This window comes from Corynebacterium freiburgense (assembly GCF_030408815.1).
Taxonomy (GTDB): domain Bacteria; phylum Actinomycetota; class Actinomycetes; order Mycobacteriales; family Mycobacteriaceae; genus Corynebacterium; species Corynebacterium freiburgense.
Map to the genome: position 1 here is coordinate 2,479,722 of NZ_CP047355.1, position 17,046 is coordinate 2,496,767.

20 protein-coding genes, 1 tRNA gene and 1 pseudogene are annotated in these 17,046 nt (G+C 56.2%); 3 read left to right on the top strand and 19 right to left on the bottom strand.

Translation table 11 applies throughout. The annotated features are described in order from the left end of the window. Nucleotides 1-14 precede the first annotated feature (14 nt). Together CFREI_RS11175 and CFREI_RS11180 are read left to right on the top strand one after the other, a co-directional pair. Nucleotides 15-257 (top strand): hypothetical protein, encoded by a 243-nt coding sequence (locus CFREI_RS11175; protein WP_156907824.1) that lies wholly within the window; start codon nt 15-17, stop codon nt 255-257. Between the two features lie 205 nt (nt 258-462). Further along, on the top strand, nt 463-1,281 hold the full coding sequence (locus tag CFREI_RS11180) for a tyrosine-type recombinase/integrase (RefSeq protein WP_027011485.1): 819 nt from the start codon (nt 463-465) through the stop codon (nt 1,279-1,281). On the opposite strand, the gene CFREI_RS11185 is transcribed toward CFREI_RS11180, so the two are convergent. The 17 genes from CFREI_RS11185 to CFREI_RS13395 form a co-directional block, all read right to left on the bottom strand. After that, on the bottom strand, nt 1,278-2,426 hold the full coding sequence (locus CFREI_RS11185; protein ID WP_027011473.1) for a hypothetical protein: 1,149 nt from the start codon (nt 2,424-2,426) through the stop codon (nt 1,278-1,280). The two genes, CFREI_RS11180 and CFREI_RS11185, sit on opposite strands and share 4 nt — an antisense overlap. Then, nucleotides 2,420-4,447 (bottom strand): phage tail tape measure protein, encoded by a 2,028-nt coding sequence (locus CFREI_RS11190; protein WP_051255731.1) that lies wholly within the window; start codon nt 4,445-4,447, stop codon nt 2,420-2,422. The genes CFREI_RS11185 and CFREI_RS11190 overlap by 7 nt, the downstream gene beginning before the upstream one ends. Before the next feature lie 99 nt (nt 4,448-4,546). After that, nucleotides 4,547-4,834 (bottom strand): hypothetical protein, encoded by a 288-nt coding sequence (locus tag CFREI_RS11195; RefSeq protein ID WP_051255732.1) that lies wholly within the window; start codon nt 4,832-4,834, stop codon nt 4,547-4,549. A 6-nt stretch (nt 4,835-4,840) separates the two neighbouring features. Further along, nucleotides 4,841-5,254 (bottom strand): hypothetical protein, encoded by a 414-nt coding sequence (locus tag CFREI_RS11200; RefSeq protein WP_027011474.1) that lies wholly within the window; start codon nt 5,252-5,254, stop codon nt 4,841-4,843. Beyond that, entirely contained in the window at nt 5,251-5,691 is a 441-nt protein-coding gene (locus tag CFREI_RS11205) for a hypothetical protein (protein ID WP_027011475.1), read from the bottom strand. The genes CFREI_RS11200 and CFREI_RS11205 overlap by 4 nt, the downstream gene beginning before the upstream one ends. A gap of 9 nt (nt 5,692-5,700) precedes the next feature. After that, the gene (locus CFREI_RS11210; protein WP_027011476.1) at nt 5,701-6,042 is read right to left on the bottom strand and encodes a hypothetical protein; all 342 of its coding nucleotides are present in this window, start codon (nt 6,040-6,042) and stop codon (nt 5,701-5,703) included. Nucleotides 6,043-6,056: 14 nt separating this feature from the next. After that, nucleotides 6,057-6,380, bottom strand: a complete 324-nt coding sequence (locus CFREI_RS11215; RefSeq protein ID WP_290246077.1) for a hypothetical protein — start codon at nt 6,378-6,380, stop codon at nt 6,057-6,059. Next, complete coding sequence (locus tag CFREI_RS11220) at nt 6,377-7,834, bottom strand: HK97 family phage prohead protease (RefSeq protein WP_290246076.1); 1,458 nt, start codon at nt 7,832-7,834, stop codon at nt 6,377-6,379. The genes CFREI_RS11215 and CFREI_RS11220 overlap by 4 nt, the downstream gene beginning before the upstream one ends. Further along, nucleotides 7,818-8,087 carry a hypothetical protein gene (locus CFREI_RS11225; protein ID WP_035111211.1) on the bottom strand — a complete coding sequence of 90 codons (270 nt, stop codon included), beginning with the start codon at nt 8,085-8,087 and terminating at the stop codon, nt 7,818-7,820. Before CFREI_RS11225 ends, CFREI_RS11220 begins: the two co-directional genes overlap by 17 nt. Nucleotides 8,088-8,190: 103 nt before the next feature. Continuing rightward, nucleotides 8,191-9,048, bottom strand: a complete 858-nt coding sequence (locus tag CFREI_RS11230) for a glycoside hydrolase family 25 protein (protein ID WP_084170620.1) — start codon at nt 9,046-9,048, stop codon at nt 8,191-8,193. Further along, nucleotides 9,045-10,130 (bottom strand): phage portal protein, encoded by a 1,086-nt coding sequence (locus CFREI_RS11235; RefSeq protein WP_290246075.1) that lies wholly within the window; start codon nt 10,128-10,130, stop codon nt 9,045-9,047. Before CFREI_RS11235 ends, CFREI_RS11230 begins: the two co-directional genes overlap by 4 nt. A gap of 41 nt (nt 10,131-10,171) precedes the next feature. Continuing rightward, the gene (locus CFREI_RS11240; RefSeq protein WP_169719116.1) at nt 10,172-11,515 is read right to left on the bottom strand and encodes a terminase large subunit domain-containing protein; all 1,344 of its coding nucleotides are present in this window, start codon (nt 11,513-11,515) and stop codon (nt 10,172-10,174) included. A gap of 31 nt (nt 11,516-11,546) precedes the next feature. Next, nucleotides 11,547-11,888 (bottom strand): hypothetical protein, encoded by a 342-nt coding sequence (locus CFREI_RS11245; protein ID WP_051255733.1) that lies wholly within the window; start codon nt 11,886-11,888, stop codon nt 11,547-11,549. A 136-nt stretch (nt 11,889-12,024) separates the two neighbouring features. Next, complete coding sequence (locus CFREI_RS11250) at nt 12,025-12,294, bottom strand: HNH endonuclease (RefSeq protein ID WP_027011477.1); 270 nt, start codon at nt 12,292-12,294, stop codon at nt 12,025-12,027. Next, the gene (locus CFREI_RS11255; protein ID WP_290246074.1) at nt 12,294-12,779 is read right to left on the bottom strand and encodes a hypothetical protein; all 486 of its coding nucleotides are present in this window, start codon (nt 12,777-12,779) and stop codon (nt 12,294-12,296) included. Before CFREI_RS11255 ends, CFREI_RS11250 begins: the two co-directional genes overlap by 1 nt. A gap of 630 nt (nt 12,780-13,409) precedes the next feature. Beyond that, a complete protein-coding gene (locus CFREI_RS11260) occupies nt 13,410-13,754 on the bottom strand; it encodes a hypothetical protein (RefSeq protein ID WP_290246073.1) in 345 nt (114 codons plus the stop codon). Next, nucleotides 13,754-13,942 carry a helix-turn-helix domain-containing protein gene (locus CFREI_RS13395; protein ID WP_353959537.1) on the bottom strand — a complete coding sequence of 63 codons (189 nt, stop codon included), beginning with the start codon at nt 13,940-13,942 and terminating at the stop codon, nt 13,754-13,756. Before CFREI_RS13395 ends, CFREI_RS11260 begins: the two co-directional genes overlap by 1 nt. Nucleotides 13,943-14,166: 224 nt before the next feature. Here CFREI_RS13395 and CFREI_RS13440 point away from each other — a divergent pair. Beyond that, nucleotides 14,167-14,241: pseudogene (locus CFREI_RS13440) on the top strand (hypothetical protein); the annotation flags it as partial. A gap of 94 nt (nt 14,242-14,335) precedes the next feature. Here the strand turns inward: CFREI_RS13440 and CFREI_RS11270 are convergent. Together CFREI_RS11270 and scpC are read right to left on the bottom strand one after the other, a co-directional pair. Further along, nucleotides 14,336-14,408: transfer RNA gene (locus CFREI_RS11270), tRNA-Lys, on the bottom strand. Nucleotides 14,409-15,318: 910 nt separating this feature from the next. Next, complete coding sequence (gene scpC, locus CFREI_RS11275) at nt 15,319-16,836, bottom strand: succinyl-CoA:acetate CoA-transferase ScpC (RefSeq protein WP_027013628.1); 1,518 nt, start codon at nt 16,834-16,836, stop codon at nt 15,319-15,321. Nucleotides 16,837-17,046: the final 210 nt, after the last annotated feature.

Here is a 17,046-nt window from a genome sequence, read left to right on the forward strand (position 1 = left end):
GTTCTGAGAACTTCGTGTTTATCGGTGTAGCAGGCATTGTTGACCAAAAACACCTCGAAAAAAATCCTCAGTACGAACGCCCCGCAATCAACGCAATGAGCTGCACGAAACGCGGCGTCGAAAAGTATCGACGCCGCGCCAGGCATCCCAATGGAAAAGAATCCCTTGCATTGGTTCTCGTCTCCCCTCATTATCATCGCAATTACCGGCCACAGGAGACTCAAAAAGAGCTTAAAACGGAGACAGCCAATGAATAACCGGCAAGGAACACACCCCGCCAGTCTTATGCAGATCACCAAGGCTATTGAAAGACGAAGTTCCGACCCATCCAAAAATACCCCCACCAGTGATCCTGATGGGGGTAATACTGTGGGCCCTGTGGGGCTCGAACCCACGACCTACGGATTAAGGATTAGGCGTGTCTTACACGGGGTCAGGGCAGCATAGGTTTAACCTATGTAAATGCAAAGAGTTTTATTAGAGGATTGTCTACGGGGGTGGCGGAAAGAACTTGCTGCAGCTGGACGCAGTGACGGAACTCTAGGCGTCCGAACATCACACACCCGCCGGGTGCTTAATTCCATAGGTGTCCCGCTGCATGATGTCCGTCGACACCACCTAATAAGCTGGCTGGCTCAATGCAAATACGCACCCGAAACTCGGCGTCAAGTAATCATCTCACTTCGAATGTTTTTTGCGTGGCTTTTAGCTCAAAATAAGATTTCGGCAAACCCAGCTGAATCACTTCCAGCCGTTGCACGACCTCGCAAATCTCCGATGCCCGCAGCCGACTATCAAATAATCAAAGCCATGCAAGAAGCACCAGCATGGGTAGCGCTCGCCGTCGAGATCATGACTACCTGCGGTCTGCGAAGGTTTGAAGTAGCAAAACTAAGAAGCCTTGATGTGCAAGCAATCGGCAACCTTTGGACCATACATGTCATCGGCAAAGGTGGACATTCACGATATGTGCCGTGTCCACCACACCTTGCAATCAAACTTACAGCTAAACAAGGGTATGTATTTCCAGGGGGCCAGAATGGCCATGTGTCAGCTGGCTGGCTTGGAAAACAAATCAGTAAATATTTGCCCGCCGGAATTACTTCACATAAATTGCGCCACAGATACGCCAGTGTGGCCTATCGATCACACCACGATCTACGTGCAGTGCAACAACTTCTAGGCCACGCAAGCGTGGCTACGACTGAAGCCTACACCGCAGTTGATCCGTCGAGCGTTATTGAGACAGCCAGCGCGGCGTGGCGGATTGAGGGTGGTTAGGTTGGTGGGGTGCGCCAGATGGCGTTGACGGTGTGGGTGGTTTCGGTGGTGGTGACGGTGAGGGTGCCGCCGATGACGGTGAAGCAGGGGGGTGCGCCCATGATGGTGGCGATGGGGTCGCCGGCGATGCTGATGCCGGTGTGGAGGTCTTCCCATGGCAGCCAGCAGTACCTGTTTTCCCACCACGATGGCGCAATAAGTCGATCGGAGAATGTGAATTTTCTTGAGCCCGTGACCTGCAGCTTCCAGAGTGCGGTCATATCCTCCTTGTAGTCTGTGGTGTATACACCGTAGTCTGAAATGATTTTCATCACAGGACCGTGTCGGTCGGCGCGGTCGATGTCGATGATGATATGTCGTTTGGGCCCGATGACTGCGCCGGAGTTTTCTACCCAGATTAATTTTGTTCGGTGCTGGGGTCCGACACGGGCGGCGGCGGTGGAGATGACGTTGGTGGCGGGGAGTTCTGTCAGCCCACCCCAGGTCAGGCCGCGGGCGGCGCACGTGGATACACGCAACGTTTGATAGTCCGGTGACCAGCACGGATAGCTGCCCATGGGACGGCAAATCGATGCCTCGAGCCATTGGCGGATGGTGCGTTTTTCTTGCTTGTGGGATGCGGGATACAACTCCGGGTTGCCACTGACGGTGTACGCGCTGATGCCCAGGCGCGGCCGACCCTTTTTAATCAACCACTCGTTAATCATGGTTTTAGCATTATGAGCTTTCCGATCCCTCGGAAAAACATCAGGGGTGAGCCGGAAAATATCCTCATAATCAGTAGCTTCGATTGCGCGGATCAGCACGCGGCCGCCGTCCTCTGGCGGGTGGTTTGGGGTGATTTCCACCTCATCGACGTACCCCCGGAATACCGGGACAGTTTTGGGTTCTTTCGTTTGAGTAGTCGGCGTGGGAATATTCAGGTCAACCACTATTTTTTTGCGCATAAACTCTACGGCCGCACGCAGATCATCAGCAGAATCTGGGTAGTAAAGCTTGAGTGTGGCGGTGCGCGAGCGTGGTGGCTCGTTGAGTTCTTGACGCCCCCACGTCGTGGAAAACCCGGCAATCTCATAAAGTGGGATGCGCGTCCCCGCAATTGACACGCGCAAACCCCGCGCCAGCGGTGATCGTTGTTTTACCATGTTGTTTGCCGTTCACGGTCGCGATCGAGCAGCCGCCGGATTTGATCGGCGACAGCATCGGGGTCAAGGGCCCCAGTGATGGTGAAGTGGTTGTGTATTTCGGGTCGGGTGTGGTAAGAGAGTCGTCCGAGGCGCAGTGGTCGGCGGGGTGTGGCGGCGGCGGTGAGGATGGCTGCGGCCAGTGGCGCGGCGGTGAGGATGTGGGCTGGTGGGATCGTGCCGGTTAGATCTGGTGGGGTGTGGGTGGCGAAAATCTCACCCGCGTAGGTGGCGAGGTCGCCGAGGCTGACATTCGCGAGGCGATCGAGGAGTGCGTCAATCCAGTCGATGGTGTCGCGTACGGCCTGGATGAGGCGATTGTGTGCGGTGACGGCGAGGTCCATGGCCCCGCTGATGGCGTCGCCGGGGCGGGCGGCGAGGTCGATAAACTCGCTGACGATAGTGCTGGTGTCGTGCCATTTGTCGATGCACCAGTCCAGTGCTGTGCGGCTGGTTTCAGCCATGGTGCGCATCCCGTCGCCAACATCGGCGACTTTGGTGATGACGTATTCTGCGGCACTCGCACCGATGAGGGATGACAGGGCACCGTAGCCGTCATCACCGCCGTGGAACGCGGTCCAGACTTCTGACCATGAGGTTTTTAGGTTTGTGAGGGAGTCTCGGACATTGAGGACGAAGCCGATGGTGGTGTTGTCTTCTTCGATGCCGAGGGCTTGGCCGAGGGTGCCGGTGTAGTCGCCGTCGAAGATGAGGGAGCGTAGGCCAGTGATGGTGTCGGTCACCCAGGTCGCTTTGTCGTCGAGCCATCCGGTGGCGTTATTCCAGGTGTCTTCGGCTGAGTGCCACATTGAGTTCCAGGAGTCGGTCACCCAGGTCGCGCCGTCGTCGACAGCACCGGTGAACTTTTCCCATTCTTGGGTGCACCAGTTCCAGGCGGCGGTGAGTTGGTCACCGAGCCATGCTGCGCTGTCGCTGAGTGCGGTGGTAAATTGCTGCCAGAGTTGTTTACCGGTTTCTGTTTCAGTGAAAAACCACACCAGCGCCGCGATGACCGCAGCGATCGCCAGAACGATGAGCCCCAATGGGTTGGCGCTCATGACGACGTTGAGCGCGGTTTGGGCGATCTGCATCGCAGCGGTGGCGGTTTGCCAGGCTTTCACGACAGCGACCACACCCCAGAGTGCGGCGGTGATCCCGATGACGGCGCCGGCCATGGCTTGGAATTTTTCTGGGTTTTCGCCGACCCATTTGGCAAGCTCCGCGACTTTTTCTGCAGCTTGTGCCACGTATGGTAGGAGGGCTTCACCGAGGGAGGCTTTGGCGTTTTCCCAGGCGGCGTTAGCGCGTTGTTGTTGGCCGGCGGCGGTATCGGCTTCTCGGCTGAATGCGCCAACTGTGTCGGCGGTTTGTTGGTTCAGCAGCGTCAGGATGGCTTGGGTGCGGGCGGTTTTCGCGGCTTCGCCTTCGAGTTTATCGAGTCCTTGCGCGGCCAGTTCGGCTTGGATGGTGGATTCTTTGATGGACACGCCGTAGCGCTCGATCGGGTCGGCCTCGCCTTTCATGAGGGATGACAGTGCAGCGACTGCGTCGGCGGTGGTACCACCAAACGTGGCGGCGAGGTCAGCGCCTTTTTGAATGAGTTCATCAGTTTGGCCGACCAGCTCCCCTTGGGAGACGCCCATGTTTTTCAGCTGCGCCCCCATCACCGAGGCTAACTCTTGGTATTCGTTTTTGCTCAAACCGACGGCGCTGGATGCTTCTGCGGCGAGGGTTTTAATTGCTTCGGCTTGGTGTTTGTAAATGCTTTCTACCGCGCCGGTGGATTGTTGCAGGCTGCTCGCGGATTCGAATGCTTGCACGCCGAAGGCGATGACTGCGCCGGAGGCCACGCTCATGGCTTGGGCTGCGGAGGTGGCGCGTGATTGCAGTTTATCGATCCGGGTTTCGGCTTCATCGAATCCTTTGTTCGCGCCTTTTGCATCTGCCAAAATTTTGACAGAGAGCAGTGCTGTTTTACCCATTGTTGATTTCCTCTACCACGGCGACCGCAGTCGCGATCATCACATCATCGCAGGTGAAAAAATAGTCAGGGGCGACACCCCACGCATAGGCCAGGCGCATTAATTCCCGGATGGTGGTGCCCCGGTCGTAGGGTCCGGCATCACCTCCGGAGCATCATCGGCGACCAGGTCGGCGACGGTTTCGATCCATGTGTCAAAGTCCAGGGTGGTGGCGTGGGTGCGGTTGAGTGCGGCCCACGTCCAGTACGACATCCCGAGAAACGGTGCGTCCTGAAATGAGGGCCAGCCCATCCGGGCACGATGCATATCAAACCGCACTTGGTCGGGGGTCATGACCTTCGCGGTTTCGGTCGTACCGTCGGAATACGTCACTGTGATTTTTTTCATTGGTGGTTAAGCTCCTTCGATGGTGTTGAGAATGTTCTTGACGTGCTCTTCGTAGAGGCGAAGCCATGTGGGTTCAGTTTTTTGGGCTTGCTCTGCAACAAACGGGTTTGGTGTGATGTTCCGGGCAAACCAGCCCCAGTGGATCGGCCCGGCGTAGGGCACGCTTTTCGCGCCAAGGCGGATACGTGCCCCGGTCTGGGTGGAGAACACTGTGAGCGTGTCTTTGAGTCTGCGAACGCGCGCGCGTTTTGTGCGCGAGCCTACTGGTGCGACAGCCACAGATGCGGTTTTGACGATTTCACCGGCTGATTTGTTGACCGCTTTGAGTTGTTTCATGTCGATGCCAGCGCGGCGGAGTGATGCGCGCAGTTGCCGGGCACCTTCGATTTCTACATGGCCGGGTGCTCCGGCGTAGCTCATGGCGTGATCCCGTTGACTTTCGTGGCTGGGGTGAATGTGGGTTCACCGATGAAATCCAGCTCGATGTTGGTAGTTCCAGCTTCCCCGACCTTGCCCCCGACTTCTGGCGGGTCAAGGCGAACCGTGCCTTCGAATTTGCCACCATCGGTGGTGTTGGGAATGAACTCGATTTTCTCAGTGGTGCCTTTTTTCGACCACAAATACCCAACGATGCCTTTAACGGTGAGGTTTTGCACACATGTGAGTTTCAACTTATAACTATAGGTAGTTGCCTCGGCGGCGACATCACCTGATAGGAGTTGGATTTCCGAGCCGGCTTTCACCGATGGTGCGATGGTTGCGGCGGACACCTCGGCGGAAAAGTTCAATCCGGCGGTGGATTGGCCAAGCACAATTTTGCCGGGCCCAGTGGTAGCAATTTTAGTGTTGACTGGCATGGATAGCTCCTAGTGTGGGGGTCGGATGGTGAGAGAGAATGCAGGGCAGACCTCCCCGCCGGGGAGGGTGACGGTGGTCCCCAGGTCGGTGTCAACGACGTTGCCGCTCAGCACGTCCAGTGCTGTGGTGAGCATCTTTTCTAGCACGCCGATGGCCGCCGGGATATCTGTTTCTGGGCTAATAAGATGAATCCCTATCTCAATAATGTTTGTGCCGTCGAGACGGCGGCCGAGCCAGCGGGTAGCATGCACCCACGCACACGGTGGATGCAGACATAGCGGGTCGATATCGGCCGGGATGCCCGCATTTTGGAGTGCGGTCGTAATGTCAGTGAGGCTGTCGGTAATCATTGCAGTAACGGTAGCTAGGCGACGATGATGTCTCGGTGGCGCCCAAGGTTCAGCAATGCCTCGATATCGGGATCGTATTTCGCGACATAGCTGGGACCCAGTTCACCGATAGTTTCCACCCCGGAGGGGCTGGCGCGGCGTCGCCATAATCGGGCGGCGAGCATGTGCGCGCCACGGCGGGTTTTCGCACTGTCCCATTGGGACGCCGGGACCCAGTCAGCGACCAGGTCTACGACTGCGTCGATGACGTCGGCGAGGTCAGCGTGATAGTCGCCGCTGAGTTTGAGTTGGGCGGCAAGCTTTTCGGCATTGATGATGCCTACTGGTCGGTTGGTCATGCGGTAAACTTCACCAACTTTAGGCCCTTGGGTTGCTCAACCAGTGTGGCGCGATAGCCGAACACGCCTTCATCGGTGGCACCTTTAGCGACGTTGAGTGCATCGACGCGGATCGGGCTGCCTGCTAACTCCCCGTGGCGGATGGCTGGTTTACACCACGCCAGGACTTTCCCTTTGCCGATCAATGGAGTTGGTTTCATCTGGGCCGGGGTAATGCCAAGCATTTCCAAAAACGCTGGTAATTCTTTTTCTTTGACATCGATCAAATTAAACCAATCCATGTCATTGACGACATACACATCCGGGTCGATATTGGTCGCAGCATGGATCGTGTGCCGCGCCCAGCCGCAGGCTTTAAACAGCGACCATTGCTTTGCAGATTGATCATCCTCGGCACCGGCACCCGCAAGCGCATCAGCCAGGGCTTTTTCGTCGGACTTTTGCGCATAGGATTCCGCCATGGCTGCGAAGTATTTGGCGATGACATCGACTTGGTGGAAATGGATGTGCTCGATCGGCAGCTGGTTCGCGCCCGCCAATCGGGTGGCCTCAACTTCGACGAGTTCGAATTCAGCTTTAGTTGACGAGACTTCAGCGGGATGCCCAGCGTAGTCGGCGACCTCAGGTTTGGTTTTCCAGCGCACGCCTTGCATTTTCAACCCCGTGAGAGTGTCTTGCCGCATGGCCGGGATAAATTTCCGCTGGTAGGTGACGCCTTCCCAAAGCTCACCGACCCAGTTCGGCGCGAGCCCAAGTGGGGATTTCGCGACCTGCAATGATTGCAGTGCCGCGGTGAGCATAGTCGGCTCGGCGGTGGGATCATCCAGGCGGGCAAGCGCATCGTAGATCGCAGAGCAGCTGAGTTCGACTGGGCGCGGTGTGGCGTGGATGCCGCCGGGGGCTGCGGCCGGGCCTGCGCTGGCGGTGACAGTCTCGGCGGTGGGGGTGTCATTATTCATCGTGGTGGTCTCGGTTGGGTCGGGTGTGGTATGGGAGGCGGTGATACTGGTGACACGGGCGCTGGAGAACGCTGGGATCGCCACCAACGCGACTGACATCAGTGTCGCCGCAGTAATTGTGTCACCGTCAAATTGGGGTTCGAGCAGTTCGACCGATAGCGCATCGCGCACTCCTTCGCGGATGTCTGCGCTGGCAAGATCGCCATCCGGGGTTCGGGCAAGATGAAATTTTGCGTACAAACCAGCATCGGTGTCGGTAAGTTCCAGGGCGTAGCCGACCGGTTGCCAATCTGCTTGAGTTGAGTGGTTTCTCAACAATTTAATATGGCGAAGATCATCGGGGATGGTGATCGCCCCACGCGCGACCTGATAGTCTCCGGCGCTGGTCATGCCATGCTGATTCCACGGCAGGATAAGCCCTTCAACGATGCGTGGGGCAGCGTCGGCGTCAGTGCAGGTGGTGGCAGTCAACAGTGCGTTAGTCTGCAGAATCACGGTGGCGCCCCTTTTTTTCTCGTGGTTCAGCAGCCAACCACGGCATGTAGGTTTTCATCCATGCCTCCGTAGCAGGGTGAGCAAGAATACGGGTGATCGTAGCGATCGTGGCGAGGGTTGCCGCCACCCATGGAATGGATTCAATGCCAAGTTCTTTGGCAATGATTGGCAAAATCGGGCCGATGCCAATGACAGCGGCGACCAGGGTGCGGATCGTGGCGCGGTTTGGATGTTTCACTTGTGTTGGTGTCATGGTTGTACGGGAGCAGGATCAGGGGCAACAACCGTAAGCAGTTGCCGGACGGCAAAGGTATTCACCACAGCGGTGATGGTTAAGGCAACAAGTTCGATGACGGTCATGGTTTTGCAGAAAACCCTTGCACTTCAAGGGCTTCACCAATGGCGGCCAAGGCATCGACGACGGTGCGCCCGCCGAGCTGCGGCCAGCCGGCGAATGTGTGGCCATGGGCATCGCGGCCCGGCCCGGCCAACTGGTCAAGGATCAATGAATCAATATCTGTGCGCATAGGTTCACTTTCTTCCATCGGTGAGGTGGTGCCATAGAACAGGGCATGTAGTTGTTCTCTGGTGCCACGAAAAGCATTGATATCAACACCTGAATTTCCGCCGCGCCAGCTTCCAAATCGCGCTTCTGAGCTAAATTGCCACAACGCTGGCTGTTGGTTGCCCAATGGGTAATTCCACTGCCTGTGGCTATTTCCTGGATAAATATTTTTTGGCGGGCCCGGGGTATTGGTTCCATAAGCGGCGACCCAAAATGCACCGAACTCATGGCTATCTGGCTCATTTGGTGAAATTTTATGCTCCCAATAGGGAACATATGAATAACACCCGATGACACGAACACCAGCTTGCTCGAACAGTCGCTTACATTCGCGGATGTGATCGACGTGGATGCCTGCGGGGGTTTCCACATCAATCCACATTGGGCGTTGCTGGTTTCCCATAACCTCAAGGGAGGCTTGTACCTGGGCCGCAATACTCGATCCTTCACGAGGGTTACGCAAATAGTGGTATGCCGACGTAATCAGGCCAGCTGCCTCGGCGTCTGCCAGATGCGACTGGTAGACCCGGTCACGGTGGATGCCATCAGTAGTACGAATGATGGCGAAATCCAGGTCCGACTCGCGGGCGGCCTCGACGAGGCTGAGACCGTTTTGCCACTCAGAGACATCAACGCCAAAAATAGTCATTGGTTCTCACTTTCAATTTCAACATGTGGGTTAGGCGCGGGTAGGGAACGATCATCAGGCACAGTGAGTGCAGCGATATCGGCGGTGGCCTCGCTGGTATCGACCCTGAGTGACACACCACGGGGCACAATGTCGTCCATCCCCAGTCGGGCGGTGACCGCTGAAATCATCGGGGCGATGCCAAAGGTGATCAGCTCGGCCATCCTGGCTTGAGTATTGGAATACGACAAGGAGGTGCCGGAGAGGGTGGCATCGATCATCGCGGCCGGGATCGAGCACAGTCGCGCCAAGTCAACCGCAACCGCGTTGCGGCCCTCAACCAACAGGTGTTCTTTGATGCTGCCGTGTTCTTTCACTTCAATGCCTGCTGAAGTGAATGCGACCCCACCATCGCGGCCTTTCCGGGCACGAATCCAGCTTTGTTTCAGCTCGGCGACTTTTTCCGGTGTCAACGGCTTATCACTGGTTTGATGCAACTCGGTGGTGTGGGCTGGGGTTTCTACTGCGCGCCGCACCCCACGAGCAAGCGCGAGTGCTTCCGGGATGGTGGTTTTCCCCAGTGCAAGAATGCCCTCATGAATCCCAGGGATCAGGATATGGGTTGCGGCCGCAACCGGCGCCCCATCGACTAGGACACGATCCTCGGCATCAAATGCCCAGGCATCGTATGGGACCCGGTCAGCGGTGAGCACATGACCTGAGTAGTCGCGGGTGACCCGCCACAGTGACCAGCCGTAAAACAGCAGATCGTCGATGGTCCACAACATCCGGTGATACGGGCTGAGCAGCCCATCAGTGCGGGAAATCCATGCGGGTTGGGCATCCAGGTCTGTGCCGTTTCGCACCGCTACGATCGGGAGCCGAGCGCAGGTAGTGCAAATAAGGTTGCGGGCGCGCAGCAGTGCAGGAATCGTGAGGGCCGCGTCACGGGTAATACCATGCAATGACACGTCATCGAGATCGTCACCAATGAAACTCAGGGACTCCAACCTGGGGTGCTCAGACAAAGACGAAGTGGGCGCGGTCATCGCGCGCAGCGCCCGAAATGCATCCATCATGCCCATGGATGCATCATTGACCACACTGATGGTTTTCCGCTGAATCTATAGAACACGCTGGGGTTTTAGTAAATTTCTGGTTCGATGTCTTCGCGGTAATTCTGGGCACCAATCATCGCCAGTGTCGCTGCCTCCAACGGAGCAATCGACCCGACCGCTGCACGCCGATCCCACACCCAGGAATCACCAACCCGACGACGAGCGGCGATATCAGCGGCGGCGTCCAATGCCGGATCGGGGCGTATCTTGATCTCCGGGGCAAACATGCCATCATCATCAATGTGCATCAAGCGGGTCAAAAAATCACCACACCCCGCCGCCAGCGCCCGAAACGTGATTTTATTCACATGAATGCCTTTGCGGTCCAGTTCAGCAGCAAGAGCATCTGCCGGGCCGATCGGGTCAATCCATACCTGTGCGCCGTGGGCTTCACACAGTTCATTAATTCGTTCCACCGCCCACCGATATCCGGGGCGTGCATCAACAACTTCAACCATTGGTTGCGAGGCCACGATGGAAGCAGTAACAATAATGGCGGTATTACGATCAGCGGCGACAGCTACGCCGAACGCCACTGGCGCATCAGCTGGAATCGGGTCGTCACTGGATGCCATCTCCCATGCTTCAATGGGGATCAATCGATCTCGGGTATGTGTTTCACGATTACCGTAAGCCCTAGCAAACTCATTAACCTTACCACCCATTTTCTTCCACGCAGCCTGCAACGACTCCACCGACTGGGTGAACCCAACCGCAGGATGCGCCGCAGCGACAACAGCAATATCGCTGGCATCGTCATCATCAGCAATGCCCCAATCCAGCAGCGCCACACCTTCCTTCCCCACACGGGCCGCCTCAACCTGATCGTGAAACCATGTACTCGCCGCCGTCCCACGAGTCGAGACCAAAATGACTTGCGCACCAGGGCGAGTGGACTGGGTCGGGGTAATTGCCTGCATCAGCGCTTCACCTTCAGCTTGGTCGAACACCCATGCCTCATCAATCACGTTGAAGTCGCCTTGCTCACCGTGTAGCGACTCCTCTGTCGGGGGATGCGGCGCCCAGTCAGAACCATTTCGAGGGATCAGAAAATGCTCATCACCACGAGATTTCTTCCGGTCAAACAGCTTTGATAACGGAAACGTTGGATCAAGTAAATCATTGGTGAACTTCATCCAATTCCGCCGGGCGTGCCCGCCGGTTTGGGCGGTGGACCACACATATGACTTCGGAGCTTGCAGTGCGCGCTGGATACATGCGGCACCAATAAGCCGGGTTTTTCCCGACTGGCGCGGTACCGAAATAATCACCAGTGGCCACCGGCGCAACCCCGTGGCACGATCAACCTCACCAATAACATCCGCAGCCCACTCCTGCCATGGCATCGCCGGCGTGCCAGACCACTCCATAATCTGGCAAATGGCAGGGCCAAACGTAGGGTTAATCGTCGGCCGAGGCGTGGCGAATCGTGGGGGTGCTGAGCGCTGCAAGGGCTTGGGTAATGGCATCATCGGCGTCAGTATTTCGAGCAGAAGGGATCAATTTCATTTCCCGAAGCAATTCCATATACGGCCCAGATAATTGGGCAATCGCATAGTACTTCCGATCAGCTTCGGCTTGGTCCAAAGCGCGGGCATTCGCCCGAGCCAGCGATACTGCCGCCTCGTCGAGGGTTTCGAGGTAACCATCGCGGCGAGCTTGGGCGATCGCAGTCTCAAGCATTTGGGCGTGTCGGTCACCGGTCGGCACATCAGCCGGGGTAAACAGCGCGGGTTGGTTCATGGCAAAACTTTTTCCGTTTCGGGGGTTATGAGTGAAAACAAGGGGGGAGGGGGGAGGGGGGACGCCCCCCGGGGCACAACGGGGAGAGATTTTCCGGCTGGCGCGGGGCTTCCCCGACCTCGGCTTTTATAAAAACTCACCATCGGCGACTCGGCGGCAGAGTTTTCCCAGGTCGCACTGGGTATTTCGCGAACCACATATCAAGCGGCATATCACGGCGGGCTGAATTGCAACTGGCGTGCGCCGGACGAAGATTCTCGATCGAATCATCACCACCAGCCGAACGAGGCACCACATGATCGGCTGTGTCAGCACCATCACGCAAGCACAAATGGCAGATCGTGCCGTACGTCGCCAACGTCAACACCCGCAGCCGCGACGCAGATCGCCCACCCCAACCAGCCATCACAGCACCTCACACTCAGCCTGCGCGCGCGATACCCGCCCCCTATCCCGGCGGGGTGCAGGATGGGCAGGGGCGGGGTGGGTCCCCCTCCGCCGACGCGCCCGAGCAGCCCGAGCAGCCCGAGCCGTTTGCTCCGTGACAGCTGCGTCCAGCTGCGCTGCATGCATCGCGCGCAGCGACAACCCACTAGCCACCCCACTCACCGCAGCGATCGCCACACGATAACGCACAGACACGCCATGCGGCGGAATCGGAATACCAGCAACAATCACCCCACCAATCGGCGGCGCAGGCAACGACAAGGCATAGGTAGCACACGCACGCAGCAACGGACAGCCGCCACACAACTGCGCAGCACGCTCGTGCAACAGGCGAGTGCGCTCAGCAAGAGACTGCTCAGACGGAAACGAAGTAGGGTAGTCCCACCACGTGGGATCAGCATCAGGAGCCGTACACGGCGTCGGCACCCCAGGAAAGATGGTCATAAGTCATGCCCTCACAGATCAATCAATACACAAGGCCTATAGATCACAGCCACTCCAGGCCAAAGAGTTCGAAGGCCCAAAGGGCCCCCTTTGCTGTGACCTCCCAGTCGCGCTTCCCAGTTTTTCCGCCTCCCGTCGTCACACCCACGACCAGTAGCCGATGGGCGATTTTGCCCACCGGCTTCCAGCTATACGCCACGCCCACACTGATCAGATGTGAGATGGCGGTATAACGCCGAGCCGTCATACGCTTTGGTTTATGTATTGGAGGCACATACTCGGCCGCAGTTGGTTAGTGTCGAACTTGCGGGACAAACGACAGATCGGGTCGAAGTTGGTTAATGACTATTTAGTTAGTTCTTGATGCCTCCGCATACGCGGTGCACCACGAGGAAACACCAACAGAACGGCAACGTTGATGTGTCCTCGTGACCCACCCGCACCCAGGCAGTCACAACCAGCAACTAAAACAACGGCTCAGGCAACCACACTGCTAACTCCTCCCGACACCGGGCACACACATGCTCCCCCGCCCACGGACCCGACACCATCCGCGGCGGTACACACCCTTCGGCAAAATGCACACCACAAACTCCACACCGGGTTTTCGACCGACGCGCAGGACGCCACTCAGCAGACACAGTCAGGTTCATCACCACACCCCCCATGCGACACGACATTCTGCCGGATCCGAGTCACCAACTCAGGCGGAAGATGCCCCCCAATCGGCCCATACGTCCGCACCCACGCCTCCGCAGTCTGCAACGCCTCAGCAGCAACATACCCATACGGGGCCGACTCCTCCCCATAAATCTCATCAACCACCCCAATCAAATCATCAATCCACACCGGCACAGGCGCAGGCCGAGAAGCCACCACACCATCCGATTTCCCCCCACCATTGCCTGATAAAAAGATACATATAACCATCACGGCGATACCGGCAAGACCAACCAAAAAAGCAAACACAGACATCACGCCACTGCCTTCCGGTCAAGCAGTTCGCGAACATCATATTCCGAAAAAATATAGGTTCCCGTTTGAGTTGAACTTTTCAAAACCGGTGCCAAAATCCCTTGCTTCACCCAACGATGAACCGTCGATCGGTTAACCCTAAATAGTTTTGCCACCTCATGCGTAGATAGCAACTGTTGCTGTTCCATACCATGACTAATACCAATGGATAGACTCAAGCGCAACTGTTGCGTTTCTAATCAATTTCTTAAACTGGACTTTGGGGGCACTTTGGGGGTTGATATTGCAACAACTATTGCGTTAGGGTGTCAACATGACAATGCAGCAACATTTCGACTTTTCAAAACTGGAATTTAATCTCGGAGATCGCCTCCGAAAAGCATTAGAGATCGCAGACCTGACTGCTATCGACATGGCTACATACTTAGACATCTCTAAATTCACCATTAGCCGCTATATCAATGGAAAAGTCCCTGTTCCATTACAGACCCTTCGCCTGTGGTCGCTTAGGACTGGTGTCCCACTGGAGTGGTTGCAAACAGGGAAAACCCCCACCAGTGATCCTGATGGGGGTAATACTGTGGGCCCTGTGGGGCTCGAACCCACGACCTACGGATTAAAAGTCCGCAGCTCTACCAACTGAGCTAAAGGCCCTTCGTTGTGAAACAACAACGACATCATCTTAGCGGTTTCCCACACAGTTGGGAAATCGGCCTGATTTCTCCAAAAATTCGCAGGTAAACCTGGGTTTACTCCCGCCCCCCGCCAGCTAACAAGAGAGCAAGTTGAAACACGTACACTAATTTGAGGACTGTTTGGGTTCCTTTTTCGCAGGCAGATGTGACCCGCACGAATCTAAGACACCGGATTTTCCCAAAACAGCAAAATCCGGTTCTCGATATGCCTAGTTCACAGTTGTCAGAGCTGATTACTGCCAGTTTCCCAGCGTGTGGGTAACTAGATAGGGGATTTCCCGGGTGGCTCGGTTGGGTTTCCGGAGGTTTGGGCTGGTTTCCTAGGCGGTGGGCGGCCTTACGTGCGGTTTGATAGGCTAGCCCTATTAAACTAGTGATGTTTTTATGTCAAGTGTCGCAGATTCCATAAAATCGCCCGAAAAAATGGAATTTGCGACAGCAACCAACATTGCGCGCAATCGTTGACCTGGGGTGTGTCGCAGATTCCATAAAAACAGTGAAAAAAAATGGAATCTGTGACAGGATCCCTACCTATCGTGTCACAGATTCCATAAAATCCGCCGAAAAAATGGAATCTGTGACAACACGCCCAACCAGCGCCCAAAAGACTGAGCACCTCTCGGCCAGCAGCCCGAAAAGATTAAGCACCTCCCAACCAAATCCCAGGTCACCACAAGCACACAACAAAACCACAAGCACACAACAAAACCACAAGCACACAACAAAACCACAAGCACACAAAACCCCAAAACACCCCGCCTTCAAGCAACGAAAGCGGGGTGCAGTTCAGCAAGGTTCAGCAAGCGGCCCAACGGGGCCAACCCTAAGGACCTAACCAGTCCTCGGGCTTAACCAGAAACCACCGGTTTTTAGCTCTTCTTCATGGTGCCGGTCTCAGCGAAGCGCTGGTGGAAGCTGAATGCGGTTGCCAGATCATGCGGGGTTTGCAGGGTCTTGCGTTCCTTGGCTAGGTGAAGTGCACGCTCGTAGTATTCTTCGAGCAGCGGACGGTAGTCTGGGTGCGCAAGGGCAATGATCTTTTCTACGCGCTGGCGTGGTGCCAGGCCACGGAGGTCTGCGTAACCGTATTCGGTAATAATGACCTTCACGTCTTGTTCGGTGTGGTCAACGTGGGATACGAATGGCACGATCGCAGAAATAGCACCGCCCTTTGCATCGGATGGGGTGATAAAGGAGCTGATGTAGCCATTGCGGGTGAAGTCCGCGGAGCCACCCACACCGTTCATCATGCGGGAGCCGATGACATTGGTGGAGTTGACGTTGCCGTAGATATCAGCCTCGATTAGGCCATTGGTGCAGATCAGGCCCAGGCGGCGTACAACCTCAGGGTGGTTGGAGACCTGTTGTGGGCGGAGGATGATTTGCTTGGCGTACTTGGATGCCTCACGGTTCATGCGCTCTGCGTATTCCGGCGAGAGGGAGAACGACGTCGCGGACGCGACGGTCATTTTGCCTGCGTCGATAAGGTCAACCATGCCGTCTTGGATAACCTCGGTGTAGGCCTGAATATTCTCGAACTTGGAGTCAAGCAGGCCGCTCATTACGGCGTTTGGAACATTGCCAACGCCGGATTGCATGCGGTAGCCATCATAGGTAAGGCGACCTGCAGCAACTTCACCTTCAAGGAAGTCCAGGAAGTGCCCAGCGATTTGCTTGGACTGTTCGTCGATTGGCTTAAATGGGGCGTTGCGGTCTGGAAGGTCTGTCTCTACAACCGCAACCACTTTATCTACATCAATATCAATGTAGGTGGTACCAATGCGCTGGCCTGGCTCGGTAATTGGGATTGGCACACGGTTTGGCAGCTTCTTATTGCGCCAAATGTCGGCCATGCCTTCGAGTTCTTCGGATTGCCAGGAGTTGACCTCGATAATGATCTTTTCTGCTGCGTCGAGGTATTCCACATTATTGCCCACCGAGGAGGATGGAACGATATGGCCTTCTTCGGTAATACGCACCGCTTCAACAATGGCCACATTCATCTTGCCAAAAAAGCCTTGTTCTACATATAGGCCAGATTCGGAAAGGTGGTAATCGGCATAGTAAGACGTACCATCATTGATTTTGTTCCGCAGGATCGGATCTGATTGATATGGGGTGCGGAAGTGGATTGCATCAGCTTCGGCAAGAACACCGTCACAGTCCGGAGCTGTGGAGGCACCGGTAAAGAGGTCGATCATGTATTCTTCGCCGCGTGCGTGGGCCTCTTTAGCGCGGTCTGCAATGGCTGCTGGAAGTACCTTTGGGTAGCCTGCGCCGGTAAACCCGGAGATTCCTACCTTGTCGCCGTGGTTGACGAACTGCGCAGCCTCCTCTGCAGTCATGACCTTGCCGCGAAGCTTGGCGTTTGCGATCCGATCGGACATTTATCCTCCTGAGAGTTCTGGGGCCACACTACATGGCGGACCAGCTATATCTTCATATATGGCGTAGGCCTCATTGGGCGCTGTGACGCACCCAATACAATAATGCCTAAGTTGTGGTCACCACAGTATCGCAAATGCCCCCGCCATATGCCCCTAGTTTCATAAATCTTTACAACACTCTCCCCACCCTCTACCCCCGCTAATGCGGAA

What these genes read in the sequence shown, in the direction of transcription:
- CFREI_RS11180 (WP_027011485.1), top strand. Translation starts at nt 463, where the DNA reads ATGCAAAGAGTTTTATTAGAGGATTGTCTACGGGGGTGGCGGAAAGAA.
- CFREI_RS11260 (WP_290246073.1), bottom strand. Translation starts at nt 13,754, where the DNA reads ATGTCTGTGTTTGCTTTTTTGGTTGGTCTTGCCGGTATCGCCGTGATG.
- CFREI_RS11190 (WP_051255731.1), bottom strand. Translation starts at nt 4,447, where the DNA reads ATGGGTAAAACAGCACTGCTCTCTGTCAAAATTTTGGCAGATGCAAAA.
- CFREI_RS11240 (WP_169719116.1), bottom strand. Translation starts at nt 11,515, where the DNA reads ATGGAGTGGTCTGGCACGCCGGCGATGCCATGGCAGGAGTGGGCTGCG.
- CFREI_RS11185 (WP_027011473.1), bottom strand. Translation starts at nt 2,426, where the DNA reads ATGGTAAAACAACGATCACCGCTGGCGCGGGGTTTGCGCGTGTCAATT.
- scpC (WP_027013628.1), bottom strand. Translation starts at nt 16,836, where the DNA reads ATGTCCGATCGGATCGCAAACGCCAAGCTTCGCGGCAAGGTCATGACT.
- CFREI_RS11230 (WP_084170620.1), bottom strand. Translation starts at nt 9,048, where the DNA reads ATGACTATTTTTGGCGTTGATGTCTCTGAGTGGCAAAACGGTCTCAGC.
- CFREI_RS11195 (WP_051255732.1), bottom strand. Translation starts at nt 4,834, where the DNA reads ATGAAAAAAATCACAGTGACGTATTCCGACGGTACGACCGAAACCGCG.
- CFREI_RS11255 (WP_290246074.1), bottom strand. Translation starts at nt 12,779, where the DNA reads ATGACCATCTTTCCTGGGGTGCCGACGCCGTGTACGGCTCCTGATGCT.
- CFREI_RS11250 (WP_027011477.1), bottom strand. Translation starts at nt 12,294, where the DNA reads ATGGCTGGTTGGGGTGGGCGATCTGCGTCGCGGCTGCGGGTGTTGACG.
- CFREI_RS11245 (WP_051255733.1), bottom strand. Translation starts at nt 11,888, where the DNA reads ATGAACCAACCCGCGCTGTTTACCCCGGCTGATGTGCCGACCGGTGAC.
- CFREI_RS11225 (WP_035111211.1), bottom strand. Translation starts at nt 8,087, where the DNA reads ATGACACCAACACAAGTGAAACATCCAAACCGCGCCACGATCCGCACC.
- CFREI_RS11200 (WP_027011474.1), bottom strand. Translation starts at nt 5,254, where the DNA reads ATGAGCTACGCCGGAGCACCCGGCCATGTAGAAATCGAAGGTGCCCGG.
- CFREI_RS11205 (WP_027011475.1), bottom strand. Translation starts at nt 5,691, where the DNA reads ATGCCAGTCAACACTAAAATTGCTACCACTGGGCCCGGCAAAATTGTG.
- CFREI_RS13395 (WP_353959537.1), bottom strand. Translation starts at nt 13,942, where the DNA reads ATGGAACAGCAACAGTTGCTATCTACGCATGAGGTGGCAAAACTATTT.
- CFREI_RS11210 (WP_027011476.1), bottom strand. Translation starts at nt 6,042, where the DNA reads ATGATTACCGACAGCCTCACTGACATTACGACCGCACTCCAAAATGCG.
- CFREI_RS11215 (WP_290246077.1), bottom strand. Translation starts at nt 6,380, where the DNA reads ATGACCAACCGACCAGTAGGCATCATCAATGCCGAAAAGCTTGCCGCC.